This is a genomic window from Pedobacter sp. N36a, from assembly GCF_014472395.1.
GTDB lineage: Bacteria > Bacteroidota > Bacteroidia > Sphingobacteriales > Sphingobacteriaceae > Pedobacter.
Map to the genome: position 1 here is coordinate 156,799 of NZ_JACSZW010000008.1, position 15,553 is coordinate 172,351.

General features: G+C 41.1%; 13 protein-coding genes. 8 read left to right on the top strand and 5 right to left on the bottom strand.

What is annotated here, in order from left to right; genetic code table 11:
* Positions 1-5: 5 nt before the first annotated feature.
* Positions 6-632: a chloramphenicol acetyltransferase gene (locus H9X96_RS16750; RefSeq protein WP_187667388.1), complete on the bottom strand. Its 627-nt coding sequence runs from the start codon at positions 630-632 to the stop codon at positions 6-8.
* 202 nt (positions 633-834) lie between these two features.
* On the opposite strand from H9X96_RS16750, the gene H9X96_RS16755 reads away from it, so the two are divergent.
* The 4 genes from H9X96_RS16755 to H9X96_RS16770 all read left to right on the top strand — a co-directional run bounded on the left by H9X96_RS16755 (position 835) and on the right by H9X96_RS16770 (position 4,467).
* Entirely contained in the window at positions 835-1,656 is an 822-nt protein-coding gene (locus H9X96_RS16755) for a universal stress protein (protein WP_187667389.1), read from the top strand.
* Between the two features lie 173 nt (positions 1,657-1,829).
* A complete protein-coding gene (locus H9X96_RS16760) occupies positions 1,830-2,297 on the top strand; it encodes a RidA family protein (RefSeq protein ID WP_187667390.1) in 468 nt (155 codons plus the stop codon).
* Positions 2,298-2,313: 16 nt separating this feature from the next.
* A complete protein-coding gene (locus tag H9X96_RS16765) occupies positions 2,314-3,336 on the top strand; it encodes a sugar kinase (protein WP_187667391.1) in 1,023 nt (340 codons plus the stop codon).
* A 24-nt stretch (positions 3,337-3,360) separates the two neighbouring features.
* On the top strand, positions 3,361-4,467 hold the full coding sequence (locus tag H9X96_RS16770; RefSeq protein ID WP_187667392.1) for a D-TA family PLP-dependent enzyme: 1,107 nt from the start codon (positions 3,361-3,363) through the stop codon (positions 4,465-4,467).
* Here H9X96_RS16770 and H9X96_RS16775 read toward each other — a convergent pair whose 3' ends face one another.
* Both H9X96_RS16775 and H9X96_RS16780 read right to left on the bottom strand, forming a co-directional pair.
* Positions 4,468-5,244: a DeoR/GlpR family DNA-binding transcription regulator gene (locus tag H9X96_RS16775; protein ID WP_187667393.1), complete on the bottom strand. Its 777-nt coding sequence runs from the start codon at positions 5,242-5,244 to the stop codon at positions 4,468-4,470.
* 59 nt (positions 5,245-5,303) lie between these two features.
* Positions 5,304-7,898 (bottom strand): family 20 glycosylhydrolase, encoded by a 2,595-nt coding sequence (locus H9X96_RS16780; RefSeq protein ID WP_187667394.1) that lies wholly within the window; start codon positions 7,896-7,898, stop codon positions 5,304-5,306.
* Positions 7,899-8,041: 143 nt separating this feature from the next.
* On the opposite strand from H9X96_RS16780, the gene H9X96_RS16785 reads away from it, so the two are divergent.
* Complete coding sequence (locus H9X96_RS16785; protein WP_187667395.1) at positions 8,042-10,426, top strand: family 20 glycosylhydrolase; 2,385 nt, start codon at positions 8,042-8,044, stop codon at positions 10,424-10,426.
* Positions 10,427-10,438: 12 nt separating this feature from the next.
* On the top strand, positions 10,439-11,752 hold the full coding sequence (locus H9X96_RS16790) for a gluconate:H+ symporter (RefSeq protein WP_187667396.1): 1,314 nt from the start codon (positions 10,439-10,441) through the stop codon (positions 11,750-11,752).
* Between the two features lie 65 nt (positions 11,753-11,817).
* Here H9X96_RS16790 and H9X96_RS16795 read toward each other — a convergent pair whose 3' ends face one another.
* Together H9X96_RS16795 and H9X96_RS16800 are read right to left on the bottom strand one after the other, a co-directional pair.
* On the bottom strand, positions 11,818-12,453 hold the full coding sequence (locus H9X96_RS16795) for a hypothetical protein (RefSeq protein WP_187667397.1): 636 nt from the start codon (positions 12,451-12,453) through the stop codon (positions 11,818-11,820).
* 368 nt (positions 12,454-12,821) lie between these two features.
* Positions 12,822-13,454, bottom strand: a complete 633-nt coding sequence (locus H9X96_RS16800; RefSeq protein WP_187667398.1) for a hypothetical protein — start codon at positions 13,452-13,454, stop codon at positions 12,822-12,824.
* A gap of 149 nt (positions 13,455-13,603) precedes the next feature.
* On the opposite strand from H9X96_RS16800, the gene H9X96_RS16805 reads away from it, so the two are divergent.
* Both H9X96_RS16805 and H9X96_RS16810 read left to right on the top strand, forming a co-directional pair.
* Entirely contained in the window at positions 13,604-14,170 is a 567-nt protein-coding gene (locus H9X96_RS16805) for an RNA polymerase sigma-70 factor (protein WP_187667399.1), read from the top strand.
* A gap of 142 nt (positions 14,171-14,312) precedes the next feature.
* A complete protein-coding gene (locus H9X96_RS16810; protein WP_187667400.1) occupies positions 14,313-15,464 on the top strand; it encodes a FecR family protein in 1,152 nt (383 codons plus the stop codon).
* The last annotated feature ends 89 nt before the right edge of the window (positions 15,465-15,553 follow it).

Consider the following 15,553-nt stretch of genomic DNA (forward strand, 5'->3'; position numbering starts at 1 on the left):
CGGTTTTAGGCTTCGTTTAGCAGTTCCTGAAAGCGCTCAATAAACTGCCCGACATGAAAACCGTCCATTAACGCATGGTGTACATGAATGGAAACTGGTATGGTTCTTTTGCCTTCAGATTCAGTCATTTTTCCAATGGAAATCTTCGGACTGCTGTCTGCAAAAGTAAAACTTCTGGCATGCGACATGGATTTAAAATCAATCCATGGCAATGCGGAGAAATGAATCACACAATCTCCAGAGCCAGCAGGGAAAAGTGAGGTACTGTTACTTACCGTTTCAATTTCTTTTTCAGCGATGATTTTGAACTCGGAAAAATCTTCATGATATTCCATATAAGAAAACCCAAAAGTGCCATCTGCTCTGCCTATGGTTGCAGAAACATCGACCTGATCGAATATCCAGACCTGGTCTTCCACAATGCGGTATCGGAAACAAGGAATCTGATTTGCCGCCTGTAATGCTTTGTGCAGGTAATGTAGGAAAAAGGAAATGCCTTTTGCTTTAGCTGTTGTGTAGGCAATGGTACAGTCTATATTTATGGTTACGCCAAAAAATGGTTCTTCAAATTGATTAAAAAAATGGAAGTGGTCTTTTCTTGCCCAAGTATTTAAATTTAATATTTGTGTCATTCGTATTTTAGTAAATTGGGATGCTCAAAACTATATTCGTTATAGCGGCTCAAATATCGGGCTTTTAGCCAAAACATCTGGTTTGTCATCGTAAATTAACTGGACGGTTTGTTTATTGTCAAATTAATTTCTAAAATGCTCCAGGTATGGCCTGTCGCAGAAACTATTAGTTAATTTACGGATAACCTATTTATTTATTCTTATGATCACAATCATTGTCGCAACAGATTTTTCCGATGTCGCAGAGAATGCAGTAGCTTATGCCGCTGCTGCCGCAAAACATGGTCAGGCAAGACTGATTTTATTCAATTCTTATGCCCTTCCTCATCATGCCTCAAACACTATTTTACCGGCATCCAGTGTCCAGAAATTAATTGATGATAACAACAACCGTTTACAGGAACGTGCGTTGGATATTGCAAAAACCTATGGAATCACCGTTGGTTTTGAAACCAGATTCTCTTTTGTAGGTGATGAACTTAGTGATTTAATCAAAAAGTATGAAGCTGATCTGCTGATTCTTGGGATGGGCTCTAAAACCTTGGAACAAGACCTGATTGGAAATACCACCACTGCAGCCATTAAACAATTGAAATTCCCAGTAATTGCAGTTCCTATGGGTGCTAAATTTGAAGGACTGAAAAGAATCTTATTTGCTTGTGATGTGCTTCGCGGGGTGCCAGAGAAAATCTTGAAACGGATTCAGGAACTGGCGATCAGCCTGAATGCAGAAGTAGAAGTATTCCATGTCAATGGTGCAATTGAAGAACTGCAATCCGAATTTGCTGCATTGCCTGAGCAGGATGCCATTGGAAATGGCCTGGCCGGAGTGAGCTATTACTATAAAAATGTAAAGTCTAATGCGGTTATCAGGGAGATTGAAAAGGAAATTAAAGCATTTGATGCGGATTTGCTGATCATGATCCCTAATAAATATGGTTTCTGGGCTTCACTGGTGCATAGAAGTAAAACCAGAGTGATGGCTTCGGGACTGGAAATACCTTTGTTCTCCATTCCAGTTTAATCGTAAAAAACTGAATCTACACACCCGTTATGATGCAAAATATTTGCATCATAACGGGTGTGTAGACTTTATTATAGCTTTTTAAGATTTTCAATACTTATTTGTGCAAAATTTACGCAAATTGGCATGGGATTGATATATTTGATAAATTAGTATATCCTAATCAATTTCTCATGAATATAGCTGCACAAGACCGTTTTCTGAACTTAGGTTTAACCTTACCACCTGCCCCAAAACCACTGGGAATCTATAAGCCTTACCTAATTGATGGTAAATATTTGTACCTCTCTGGCCATGGTCCGGTTCAAACGGACGGTAGTCTGATTATTGGCCGTATTGGCGATGATATGGACAAAGATCAGGGAAAACTGGCTGCCCGTCAGGTAGGCCTCACCATGCTTTCTACTATTGTAGCCAATTTTGGAAGCCTTAATTCGATAAAACGTGTGATTAAAGTATTAGGAATGGTGGGCTGTACCTCCGATTTCGAAAGTCATCCTTACGTCATCAATGGCTGCAGTGAACTGTTCGAATCAGTTTGGGGCCCTGAAAATGGAATCGGGGTAAGAAGTGCAGTAGGAATGGGTTCTCTTCCAGGGCGTATTCCTGTAGAAGTAGAAGGCTTATTTGAATTGGTTTAAGCTAATTTAGTCCCCCATGAATGTGATTCCATGCATTACCTGTTTTGGCGAAATCTTATTGCGTTTCAATACCCAGATGGGACTGAGATTTATCCAGTCTGCCGCTTTAAATATCCATGTTGCCGGTGCAGAAGCAAATGTTGCAGTGCTATTGGCTAGGTTAGGCCTAGAAAGCAGGATGCTGAGCAGGCTGCCTGATAATGATTTGGGAGAGATGGCGATCGCTGAGCTGCGAAAATATGGCGTAAATACCCGTGGAATAATTAAAGGAGGGGAGCGTATTGGTACTTATTATGTGGAGAATGGCAATCATATCCGCCCAACTCAAGTCATTTATGACCGTTCCGGTTCTTCTTTTTCTCAGCTAAAATCGGGTATGATCGACTGGGAAAAACAGCTGGAGGATACCACATTGTTTCATTGGTCGGGGATCGCAGCAGCGTTGTCTTCCAGCGCTACGGAAGTTTGTAAAGAGGCAATTACCTTGGCGCATCATAAAGGGATCACCATTTCTGCAGATTTCAACTATCGCAGAAAACTATGGAATTACGGACAGGAGGCCAAAGAAGTGATGCCGGAATTACTCGCTTACTGCAGGGTGGCAGTAGCAGATCTGGACAGCGTGGCCATTTATTTTGGTATTAAAGCGGAGGCAAACCTATCGATAACCGATAAATTTGAACATTGCTTTTCCCTGCTTAAAGATAAAATGCCTTTGCTTCAAACTTTTGCCATGAGCTTTAGAGTGGTAGAGGGCTTAAACCATGTTTATTTTTCGGGTTTAGCCCATGAAGGGAAGTTCTATTATTCTACGATTCATACGCTTCCCCTGGTTACCGATCAGATTGGAACGGGAGATGCCTTTACTGCGGGGCTACTTTATGGTCTCTCTTTAGGTTTTAGTCCTGAAAAAATGATCAACTGGGCAACAGCCTGCGGCGTCATGAAACAAAGCGTGCATGGAGATTGGGCATTGATCAATAAGGCCGAAATTGAATCATTTATACAAAGTGGAATTTCCACTAAAATCAATAGGTAAAACCTTGTAAATAAATACGGAACCATGGAAAACTGGCAGGAGATCTCTAATTTGGATCAATATGATACCCCTTTATTTGTGGTGTATGAAGACCGCATCAAACAGAATATTGAAATGGCAATTGACTTGCTTTCTGGCGATGTATCCAGGTTTCGGCCGCACATTAAGACCCATAAAATGGGCGAAGTACTCCAGATTTTCGCCGGCTACGGCATTCATAAAATTAAGTGCGCAACCATTGCAGAGGCAGAACTTGCGGCTTTAAATGGAATGACAGATGTGATGATTGCGTATCAGCCTGTAGGCTTTAAGATTCATAGGCTGATGTCGCTGATCGCTACTTTTCCTGAATGTTCGTTCTCATGTTTGGTTGATAACCTGGATACGGCGAGGGTGATTGCAGCTACAGCAATGGGCCAGGAAGTAAAAGTCTATCTTGATCTAAATACCGGAATGAATAGGACGGGCTTTCCGGCTTCAGAAGATGTGGTTGCTTTTGTAAATGATTTAAATGAAATCAGTGGTTTGAAGTTTATGGGCTTACATATATACGATGGCCATATCCATGATCCCGATCCGGCAGTCCGTGTCGCGCGTGCCAAACCAGCGATGGAGAAAGTGCTTGCAGATGCGGATGAACTGATCAAGCAGGGGGTTAAGGAGCTTAAGATCGTAGCCGGAGGCTCCAATACATTCTCTTATTATGCTGGGATAGATAGGTTGGAGTGCAGTCCGGGAACCTTTGTGTTTTGGGATGAAAATTACACCAGATTATTGCCGGAATTGACGTTTAAACCTGCTGCGGTATTGATCTGCAGTGTGATTTCATTACCGGCACCCGGGCTTTTATGTGTCGATTTAGGCTATAAGTCGGTCTCTTCCGAAAACCCGATAGAGAAGCGGGTAGCTTTTTCATGGAACCCAGACCTGACGCCAGCTGGACATTCCGAAGAACACCTGACTGTGAAACATATCGGACCAAAAGTTTATAAAGTTGGAGACCGGATTTATGGCCTCCCATATCATGTTTGCCCTTCCTGTGCACTATATGAAGAGGCGCAGGTAGTCAACGATCACCAGATTGAAAAAAGCTGGAGAATCAAAGCCAGGGATAAAAAGATCTCTATCTAATTATAAGAAATTAAGGTTTGGATTTGCCCGTTTATAAGGATCAAGTAAGCGGGCATCTGCTGGAAGCTCCGTCACAATATAATCCACTTCTGATAAGTTGGCAATTTTGATCTTCATCGTAGAATTAAGTTTCTCTGAAATGGACACGATCGCTACCTTATCAGAAGAAGCGAGCATGGCCTTTTTCACCTGAACCGTATCCCAGTCAGAGTCAGAAAAGCCACCTTCAATATCCAGTGCATTTGTACCTAGGATGCAGAGGTCGGTTTTAAGGTGAGAGAGCTGGTTGAATACATCTCCGCTGAAGCACATTTGGCTATAGGTAGAAATCTGCCCACCAAGCATAATCGTCCTGACATTAGGCTTGTCCAGTAATTCTACTGCCGATAAAACACTGGCGGTCACAATGGTGATTCTCAGGTTTCCCGGAATAAGTTTAATGAATTCCCTGATGGTGGTACCGCCGCCAAGCAGCAACAGCATGTCTTTTTTTAGTAATGGCAATAACTTTTGAGCAATCGTAATTTTATCGTCCTGCGAATACGCCTTTTGCTCAGAAGTATGATGGTACGCACTGGCCATTGCTCCACCCTTTACCTTGATCACCAGGTTTTCTTTTTCCAGCTCATTAATGTCTCTTCTGATGGTATCTTCAGAAACATTGACGATCAATGCCAAATGTTCAAATGTGGCGCGGGTATGGATATTAATTTCTTTAACAATGAGCTGCTTGCGCTGTGCTTTTGTTAATGGAGCTGGTTGTTGGTCGTTAGTCATTACTAATGATATAATTACAATAATACGGCTTAATTATAAAAAATAGGCAATTTTTGTACTTATGGTAGCTGTTTAGGGCTTGCTGTCCAATTCTCCTCCGGACGGATGGAGCTTGTTTTTCCAGCCCTTCCTTTACTATCAAACGTACGGAACCTGATGGAGCCTTTTGCTGGAATTGGTTTGGTATAAACCGGGCTTTTTATGGTGGGTTCGGAGTTGTCTGTCGTATACCTGATGGTTAAACCAGGGAACTGAATGTTCAAATATACTTCGCCGTCTTTAACTTGGGCACCGGCAGGAGGGAGCCTGTAATTCATCGATTCAAATGCCGCATCAATTCTTGGCAGTTCTTTTTTGCCAACTACATTTACAAATTGCGACCAGGCGCGGTTGTACAATTGTTTTCTTTTGATAGAATCCGGCTCATTTGCCCATTCCGGATCGGCAGCCCAGGCTCTTTCAGCTAAGCCCAGCAATTTTGGCAGGATCATATATTCCAAATCTTTCGATCCTTTGATCGTTTCACTCCATAATAAACCCTGTAAACCAACGATGTTCGACTTTCCTTTAGCAGTTAAACGTTCTTTCGAATCGTAAAAACCTTCTTTTAAGGTATTGCCGAATTTGTCTTTATTGGAATTTAGAAAAGAATTGAAGGGAATGAAATTGAAAGCCTTGTCGATATCGGCATATTCTCCCCAGTAATAACCAGGTTCATCGAATGATTTTTGATAAGCCATGTCGAAATAGAAATTACTCACACCACCCAATATGACTTTATAACCCACATTCGCCAGACGGTAAGCAAGGTCTTCCGCACCCCATCCAATGATGTTGTTCCATACATTTAAATGAATGTTTTTATCGGCCAGTCCCGGATTGATCACATAAGATTTCTTTCCATTGGCAACTACAGGCTGCATCCCCACTTCTTCCCAGCCGGATAAATACAAATTCTTTTTCTGCAGCATGTCGTGCAGGCGGGAGTAAAAATACGCCCATAAACCGTTCACATCTTTTAATTCTGGATGGGCTTTTACAAACGCCAAACTGGTTGGAGAAGCTTCCCATGCGCCATCAGGAACTTCATCACCACCAAAATGTATGGTCTCCAGCGGTGCATTTGCTGCTTTATACATGGCCATGATCTCGTCAGTCACTTTTTCCATAAAATTATAGGCGGAAGGAAGAGCCGGATCAATCACATTGTCGTTCCAATTTTGTACGGAACGGTAAGTAGAACGATCGTTGAGGTCTTGCAAAAGATATTCCGCTGCGGCTTCCGGTTTGCCAGCTTTTATTAGTCTGTGGTAACGGGTTTCCATAGCGCGGACAGCTGCTCTGGCGTGTCCTGGAGCTTCAATTTCTGGAATCACACGGATGTGTCTGGCATTGGCGTGTTTTAGAATCGCGATGAAATCAGCAGTACTGTAATGGCCAGTCCCGTGTGGATTGTTCAAAAATGGGCCAGAACCAAATGATGGAATCAAATGATTGGCATTAGTGTCCATAGGATGTCCTCTTCTTGAACCAATTTCGATCAGTTCAGGCAAGCCTTGAATTTCCAGTCTCCAACCTTCATCGTCATTTAAATGAAAGTGTAAAACGTTCAGTTTATACATCCCCATCAGGTCTAAAAGTTTGATGATTTCTTCCTTAGTCTGGAAGTTTCTCGCTACATCGATCATCAATCCCCTGAATGGGAAACGTGGCTGATCTTGGACCACTGCATTCTGAATGGTAATACTGGCTGCTTTTACGCCTCTTTTTTGTGGAGGGAAAGTGCTGAGTAAGGATTGAATGCCATAGAATATACCTGTTGGATCAGCAGCACTGATCACTAGATTGTTTTGGTTGATCTGGAGTACATAACCTTCTTTTGCAATTGATTTATCCATTTTTAACAGAATGGTTTTGCCATTTGCTACCTTTCCTGCAGACAACAGCACATTTAGTTTTTCCTTTAGGAAGTTTTTTTCATTGTTAAACGATGGATCTGCCGTTATTTTTACCCCTAGATCCAGGGTAAAACTGCCGTTCTTTTTTTCATAGGTTACCGGAGTCGGGAATACCTTTTGAAGGTCTTTTTCCGGTAGGTTAGCAATATTTTTATTCTCTTCGTAGATAAGTTCGGGAGTGATAGCAGGCACACGATCCTGTTTATTTCTTGCAAATTGTGCCGGACTGTTAGAAGGAATAGCCTTTACATTTTTTATAGGAATAGGCTTTTTAGGATCATGATCATAGATCAGGTAAAAACCTTCCGGGGCATCGGTGAAATTTACTGCCCAATCGCCGGACGCAAACTCAATATTTACGGAAGCTCCGTTACTAATAGGGACGAATCTATCGGTCGGACGGATGTAATACAGATCTCCATTGACATGCACAATATCAACTTCAGCGCTTACCGTTTTGGTAAGAATTCTTCTTGCAAAATTGAAGTATAGCTTCCAGTCTTTGTTCGTTAAAGGAATTGCACTGTTATTTTGGATGTTCAATCCAGAAAGGAATTGACCTGCACCAGCATGGCTATTTTCTATTATTTGCCAATTAATTGCAATGTTTTTTGCATCTGTTGCGTCTTTTTGCGCTTGAGCAGGAGCAAAGAGCGCCCATAAAACCATAGGGAACAGTAACAGTAGTCTTCTCATTTTTATACTGATTAATTAGCCTAATATAGTATTTCCATCATTAACCTGCAAGCCAAAGAACTTCTTGTGAATAAATTAATTGAGGAGCAGAAACTTAATTATTTAATTCTTATGTTTGAAATGTGTATTTTATTGCAAAAAATATGCAAACCAAATGTGCAAGTATGATTTTCGGAAACAAACGGAACAACAAGGGTCGATATTTGAAGCTCAGCTTTAAACTGATCTTGACGGTGGCATTACTATTCTCAGGTAAAGCATTACATGCTCAGGATTCCTTATTTCGGGTGATTCCAGAACCAGTTTATGCAAAAAGCACGGGTCTGAAAACATTTATCCATCTAGAAACCGCTATTTATTACCAGGAGTCTTTAGCTGCCAATGCAGCCTTGCTCAATGAAGCTATCCGTTCTTATACTGGTTACGCCCTGCTTTTACGTCCGCAGACTGAAAATATAATAGCGGATACCATCGGTTTTGGGAAAAGGCGGACTACCGTTCGGCAGGTGATACTTGCACTGGATTCCGTAAAAGTAAAAGAAAAAAGTGGTTACCAATTGACCATTCAGGACCATAAAATTGCCATAGTTGGACATGATCCTGCTGGTGTATTTTATGGCATTCAATCGTTGATCCAGCTCTTGTCGCGTTCCGAAAAAAATATATTGTCCCTGCCTCAGGGAATGATTAAGGATTATCCCCGATTTAATTATAGAGGAATGCACCTGGATGTAGGCAGGCATTTATACAGCGTTGATTTTCTGAAAAGGTTTATCGATCTACTCTCTCTTTATAAATTCAATGTGTTGCATTGGCACCTGACAGAAGATCAGGGCTGGCGCATAGAAATAAAGAAGTATCCTAAGCTGCAATCTATTGCTGCATGGCGATCAGGAACGATTATCGGCCATAAAAAAGAAAGCCCACATATTTTTGATGGGAAGAAATACGGCGGATATTATACACAGGAACAGATTAAAGAAGTGGTGGCTTATGCAGGTTCCAAATATGTAAACGTATTGCCAGAGATCGAAATGCCTGGGCATGCATTGGCAGCGCTGACCGCTTATCCAGAATTAGGGTGTACTGGCGGACCTTATCAGACCGCGCAGTTCTGGGGCGTATTTGATGATGTTTTTTGTGCCGGTAATGAACAGGTTTACACATTTATGGAGGATGTGCTGGATGAAGTAATCAGCCTTTTTCCTTATACCTATATCCACATTGGTGGCGATGAATGCCCTAAATTAAAATGGGAGCATTGCCCGAAATGTCAAAAGCGCATCAAAGCCGAAGGCCTTAAAGATGAACATGAAATGCAGGGTTATTTTATGAAGCGTATAGAACGTTATCTGACAGGTAAAAATAAAATAGCCATAGGCTGGGATGAGGTGTTGGAAGGTGGGATCTCTAAAAGTACCACGATCATGAATTGGAGGGGAGAGCAGAATGGTATTGCAGCGGCAAAAGCGGGGTATGAGGTGATTATGACTCCAGAAAATTTGCTATATCTGGATTATTACCAGAGTTTAAATAAGAACGAGCCCATAGCGGCAGGAAATTATACACCATTATCAAAAGTTTACGCTTATGAACCTGTTCCTGATGCACTGAGCTCGGAAGAAGCAGGATACATTAAAGGAATTCAGGCAGGGGTCTGGACAGAATATATGCGTGATGAAAAACACCTGGAATATATGGTTTTTCCGCGTGCATTGGCCGTGTCGGAAATCGCCTGGTCCGAGAGAGGAAGAAAAAACTACTCCTGGTTTTTAAAGAAATTGCGCCATCAGGAAGTATTGCTAAAAAAGAATAAGGTGAATTATTTCCCTTATTTTGAGGAGCTGACGACAGAATCGAAGAATGAAGTAGGGCAGACCGCAACGCTTGCGCTAAAAACCACTTTACCTAAGGCATTGATCAGATACACCACTGATGGTTCAAAACCTGTGGCCAGCAGTAAATTGTACCAGCAGCCAATTTTATTAGACAGCTCAATGGAGCTGAACGCGCAGCTATTTGTAGGAAAACAGTCAACAGGCAGGGTGTTTAACCAGCAGTTTCAATATCACTTGGGTTCGCAAAAGAAAATTACCTTAGTAAATCCGCCAGCAGGAAAATATGCTTTTCCAGCAAACCTCTTATTAAATGGAATGGAAGGGCATCATCGGTTCAATGACGGTCAGTGGTTAGGCTTTAGCGGGAAAGATCTGGATGCAGTGGTAGACTTGGCTAAATTGACATCGGTATCCAGTATTGGAATCAATATCCTAAATTACCATTGGCAGCGGATGTGGGCACCAACACGATTACGTTTCTTAGTGTCAGCAGATGGAACAAATTTTAAAGAAATATATACCAAAGATAATTTTGAAAAAGATGGGATCAATAAAATTCAGATCCGTTTCCCTGCTGAACAGGTACGATATGTACGGGTAGTTGGAGAAAATGTAGGAACTATTCCGAAAGGATCTTATGGAGAAGGAGAAAAGGCCTGGCTGATGGCAGATGAAATTATAATCAAATAAAACCCCCAATTCATGACCTTATTTATTGTTGTAGGCGCTATACTCTTACTTGTTTTATTGACCACCTGGGGCAAAATAAATGCTTTCATAGCTTTTTTATTAGTTTCCATTCTAGCTGGGATCTTATTAGGAATTCCCCTATCAGGGATCACGAAATCTTTACAAAAAGGAGTAGGAGATATTTTGGGATCATTGGTGATGGTGATCGTATTTGGTGCCATGCTGGGTAAATTGGTGGCCGCAAGTGGTGCAGCGCAAAAAATTGCTTCGGTCATGATGAAGATCTTTGGGCCTAAATACATTCAATGGGGCTTGATGACTACTGGGTTTATTATCGGAATTCCATTGTTTTATAATGTCGGTTTTGTATTGATGGTGCCTTTAATCTTTTCGGTGGTGTACAAGTATAAGTTGCCTGCCGTGTATCTGGGGCTGCCAATGCTGGCCGCGTTATCGGTCACACATGGCTTTTTGCCGCCTCACCCTTCTCCGGCGGCATTGGTGCTGCAGTTTCATGCTAATATGGGCATGACGATGTTTTACGGGATTCTATTGGCCATTCCTGCCATTGTGATTGCCGGGCCAATATACTCCAGGACATTAAAGGACATTGTGGCCGTTCCTTTGAAAACGTTTCAATCGGATGATTTACCGGAAGAGCAGCTGCCTACTGCCAGAAACAGTTTCATTTCCGCTTTATTACCTGTCATCGTAATGGCCCTGACTACAGTAGGTGTCTTGCTGTTTAAAGATTATACTGCAGTGACGAGCTTTGCTGGATTCTTAGCAGAACCTTCGATTGTGATGCTGCTTACCCTTTGCGTAACTACTTTCACACTAGGAATTAAAATGGGTAAAAGCATGAAACAGGTGATGTCAATTTATGGTGAGGCAGTTAAAGACATTGCCATGATTTTACTGATTATTGCAGGCTCTGGAGCATTAAAGCAAATCCTTTCAGATAGTGGGGTAAGTGTAGAAATTGGTAATGTATTAGCCGCATGGTCGATTGAACCTTTATTTTTAGGTTGGCTGATCGCAGCAGTTATTCGGGTATGCCTGGGCTCTGCGACAGTAGCAGGCTTAACAGCTGCAGGGATTATTGCACCATTAATGGTCAATTCGACTGTGAATCCAGAACTAATGGTACTTTCTATTGGCGCAGGAAGTTTAATGTTTTCCCATGTAAATGATCCCGGATTCTGGATGTTTAAGGAGTATTTTAACCTCAGTATTAAAGAAACGGTCCGCTCCTGGTCGGTGATGGAAACGCTGGTAGCGGTGATTGGCTTGTTTGGTGTACTGATCTTAAACCAAATCATTTAAAAAAGCTGATCGATTAATCCAATAGAATGGTCTGGCAGTAGCGGTAACTTCGCTTTTCCTGATAATTACATAGGATAATGCTCAGGCACTGCTTGTAAATTCTTTTTTTCCTGTAACTGAAAGTACAGGATCAGAACTTTACTCAGCCATGCGAAAAAGACCAGTAAGTAAGCGGTCAGGAGTAAAGCAATGAGATAAAATGGCCAGATGAAATCATTAGGAATAACAAAGAAAAATATTTCCAGCAAAAAGATCTGCAATAGATACCTAACATAATGAACGGCATTAATGGCTCGGTTTTTTTCTCTATTGCACAAGGAAAAGTAGGCGACATTGCAGAGGGTGTAACCCAGTGATGCAGCATACCAGTACTTCAAGTGCAGACCTTCTAGGGCGACAAACAATTGTGAAACACAGAATAAAGCTAGAAGTTGAGGGAAATACTGCCATGGGCTTTGTGTTCTCGATTGTCTCACCTGCTCTTGCATTACCCATTCCTGTAGTAGCAGAAAGAGGGTTAAAACCAAAAATAAAAATCTGAAAAATGCTGGCCCTTGGAGGAAATTGACTAATTCCGCAGCAGAATTGACTAACCTTAAATCCCTAGGGATTTCCAAAGCCAGTCTAAAAAAGCTCAACGCAATTACAGTACCATACATCACCTGTATCAATACAGGCATTTTCTCTTTCCTCGTCCTCATGTAAGTATTGCTTGTTTTAGTTCCCGCTTAGTAGGATACAAAATTACATTAATTGGAAAATACTTCCAAATCAATTAGTTGAGTTGTGATTTCTACTTTTTATCTCCTGGTTTTCTATGGTTTGGGGACTAGCGATAATAGTTAGAATAGAAAATCAGATAAGCCATAAAAAGCGGGATAGGGATCAATATCCAGATCCACTGAAACATGATGCACCAGAAAAAGATAAAGAACAAACAGAATATCCAGGGCAGATAGCGATTCATCTGAAGCCCTAATCGATAGAGTAAAGCCCGAAATAATAAGATAAAACTGAGCATCATCAGGAAAAGTCCTATAGCTAAGGACGCAGAGTAGGCTCCTGAAACTTACAAAGGCATCGGCTCAGGGCTCAATTTGTCCTTTCTTTTTTTTAGGATGTATTTCAATACGATGGCAGACACAATCAAGAAAATGATCACATTTAAATAGCCCCAGAAAATCAAGAGCACGATGATGCCCAGTGCATAGGGAAACCATAAATACCGGTTTTTAATCAGCTCCTGGAAATGATATGCTGACACCAATATCAGTGAACCCAGCATCAGAAACAAAGTTGCTCGGGTATTGAAATATCGGGTTAAAATATCAAACCAAGCGGGTTGAATCGTCCTTTGAGCTGTACTTATTCCATAAAATCGGTCTGTTCCTTTCTTTCGGTAAAAACTGACCAGCGTACCGGATTTTAAGTCGCTGGCTTTAGGGTGGGGTACATACCACCAAATCGGATATTCTTGTTTTAAAGCAGCTGGCATTTCCTTTATTTTTAAATAAAGGGTATGGTTATTTTGATAATACCCCATGCCAATCTTTGCGGTGTCAATTGTTCCGCTTTGTTTTTCATAAAAAAGATTTGGAGTCGCGGCTTTGAAGAAGCCAAATAATAAGCATAAACAGAAAATGATCACCAGTATCAATCCTGGCCAGCTTGTTTTATAAAATAAAATCGCTTGTTTATACATCTAGTAATTGCGTTGTTAATGTACAAATAACACTATAGATCGCCAGTAGTAACAGTTTTAAACTCAGAAAGTTCTATTCTATGTAAATATAGAAAGATTTGGATGGTATTGTTAAATTGTTACATTTGAAATAATCAAACCGAACCACAATGTCCAAGCATTCATCCGACTTAAATAACCTGATTAGTCACATTGCTTTGTATGATAGCGAAAGTGCATACAAGCAATTTTTTAAATATTTGTTTCCTGTTTTATACCGTTTCAGCTATTGTTTGTTGAAATCTAAAGAACTATCGGAAGAAGTAGCTAGTGACGTCATGATTACCCTCTGGAAAAATAGAAAAAACTTACCAAAGTTGGAGAATGTGAAGGTATATGCGCTCGTCATTGCACGTAACCTATCTTTAAATGTGCTGAATAAGCACTCCCGGCATGAGCTGGTTTCTATTGATGATATTGAAATAGAAGTCGCACTCGATTCCCTAAATCCGGAACAACTGCTGATCAATGGAGAACTAAAGAAAAGATTGGAACAAGCCACACAATCCTTACCAGATAAGTGTAAAATGGTATTTAAACTCATCAAAGAGGATGGTCTCAGCTATAAAGAAACGGCTAGTCTCTTAAATATTTCAGTAAAAACTGTAGATGCACATTTGGTGACCGCCTTAAAAAAGCTGGCCCTGGTTTTACATATGGAAGTCAACCTGTTATGACTAGGTAGTTAAATCTGCTGTAATCAGCCAAGGAAGCCCTTTTTCATTTATTTTTATTTTCTTTGCTGATCGACTAGGGAGTTTTCTGAAAAATATTGTCCTATACCTACAACCAATATAAACTTCAGAACGAACCATCCTTATGGATAATAACAGAATCATAGAACTGTTGGCCCGTAAAAAGGCCAATGAGGCTACGCCGCGTGAATTGGAAGAGTGGAATGAACTCCTGGCTTCCTTTCCCGATGCGCTTTACTTTGACGAAGTGGTTTCTGAAATCTGGACTCAAGAGCAGCTGGGGCAGGGCATGAGCGAAGAAGAGCTAAATGCTTTTTACCAGGTACATGAACTCAAATTCAGAGAAGAACTGGCATTTAATACGCCGAAAATAGTGCCGCTGAACAGTGCCTTGGCCAAGGCCGACCCTACTACCGAACACAGCAATCAAACCGCTGTCGGGGATACACCAACTAAACTAAATTCCTGGTTTCAGAGATATACACGCCTTCTTGGCGTGGCATGTGGGATTTTCATCATCTCCATGGCTTCCTTCTTTTACTTAAAAAACAACACCAAAGAATTTGATACGCAGGTTTCCTGTGGAAAAGGGCTCCGTAAAAAGATTCAACTGCCTGACGGAACGCTGGTATGGCTAAATGCGGAAAGCAGTCTGTCCTACGATAGCCATCTGGCAGAGGGTTCCAAACGAATTGTACATTTAGTTGGAGAGGCATTTTTCGATGTTGCTCATCAGCATAATAAACCTTTCATCGTACATACCCAGGAGCTCTCGGTCAAAGTATTAGGTACCGCGTTCAATGTAAAAGCTTATGAAAAAGACAAGGGAACAGAAGCGACCTTATTAAGAGGTTCTATAGAATTGTCTATGAATGATAAGCCTGCAGAGAAGATCATCCTGAAACCTTCTGAAAAGTTTGCTACCGGTATGCAGAAAAAAAACAATGTAAATAAGCAAGGAAATCAAGAACAGGCTGCTGCTCTTGATCTGATGGTAGAGCATATCGTACCCCTTCGTATTGCCGGATCTGAATATATAGAAGAAACTTCCTGGAAAGACAATGTACTGGTGTTTCAGAATGAATCGCTGGAAGATTTAAAACCGCGTTTAGAACGCTGGTTTAATGTACAGATCGAACTCGGACAAACCATTCCCAGTGATTACCGCTTTACCGGTGTGCTGAAAAATGAAAATATTAAAGAGGCCTTAACCGCCATGCAATTAATCAAACCATTTCACTTTAAACTAAAAGCAGATGACGTAATTATTTACTAACAAAAAAAGGGAGTAAATGCGCCAACATTTTCCCCCTTTCCCAACCTTCAAGCGGTAGTTAAAACTACCATTATCAGATTTTTAACTTT

Bases quoted from the DNA above. Each gene is read 5' to 3' on its own strand.
- H9X96_RS16775 (WP_187667393.1), bottom strand. From the start codon at position 5,244: ATGACTAACGACCAACAACCAGCTCCATTAACAAAAGCACAGCGCAAG.
- H9X96_RS16765 (WP_187667391.1), top strand. From the start codon at position 2,314: ATGAATGTGATTCCATGCATTACCTGTTTTGGCGAAATCTTATTGCGT.
- H9X96_RS16760 (WP_187667390.1), top strand. From the start codon at position 1,830: ATGAATATAGCTGCACAAGACCGTTTTCTGAACTTAGGTTTAACCTTA.
- H9X96_RS16755 (WP_187667389.1), top strand. From the start codon at position 835: ATGATCACAATCATTGTCGCAACAGATTTTTCCGATGTCGCAGAGAAT.
- H9X96_RS16795 (WP_187667397.1), bottom strand. From the start codon at position 12,453: ATGAGGACGAGGAAAGAGAAAATGCCTGTATTGATACAGGTGATGTAT.
- H9X96_RS16805 (WP_187667399.1), top strand. From the start codon at position 13,604: ATGTCCAAGCATTCATCCGACTTAAATAACCTGATTAGTCACATTGCT.
- H9X96_RS16750 (WP_187667388.1), bottom strand. From the start codon at position 632: ATGACACAAATATTAAATTTAAATACTTGGGCAAGAAAAGACCACTTC.
- H9X96_RS16770 (WP_187667392.1), top strand. From the start codon at position 3,361: ATGGAAAACTGGCAGGAGATCTCTAATTTGGATCAATATGATACCCCT.
- H9X96_RS16810 (WP_187667400.1), top strand. From the start codon at position 14,313: ATGGATAATAACAGAATCATAGAACTGTTGGCCCGTAAAAAGGCCAAT.
- H9X96_RS16785 (WP_187667395.1), top strand. From the start codon at position 8,042: ATGCAAACCAAATGTGCAAGTATGATTTTCGGAAACAAACGGAACAAC.
- H9X96_RS16790 (WP_187667396.1), top strand. From the start codon at position 10,439: ATGACCTTATTTATTGTTGTAGGCGCTATACTCTTACTTGTTTTATTG.
- H9X96_RS16780 (WP_187667394.1), bottom strand. From the start codon at position 7,898: ATGAGAAGACTACTGTTACTGTTCCCTATGGTTTTATGGGCGCTCTTT.
- H9X96_RS16800 (WP_187667398.1), bottom strand. From the start codon at position 13,454: ATGTATAAACAAGCGATTTTATTTTATAAAACAAGCTGGCCAGGATTG.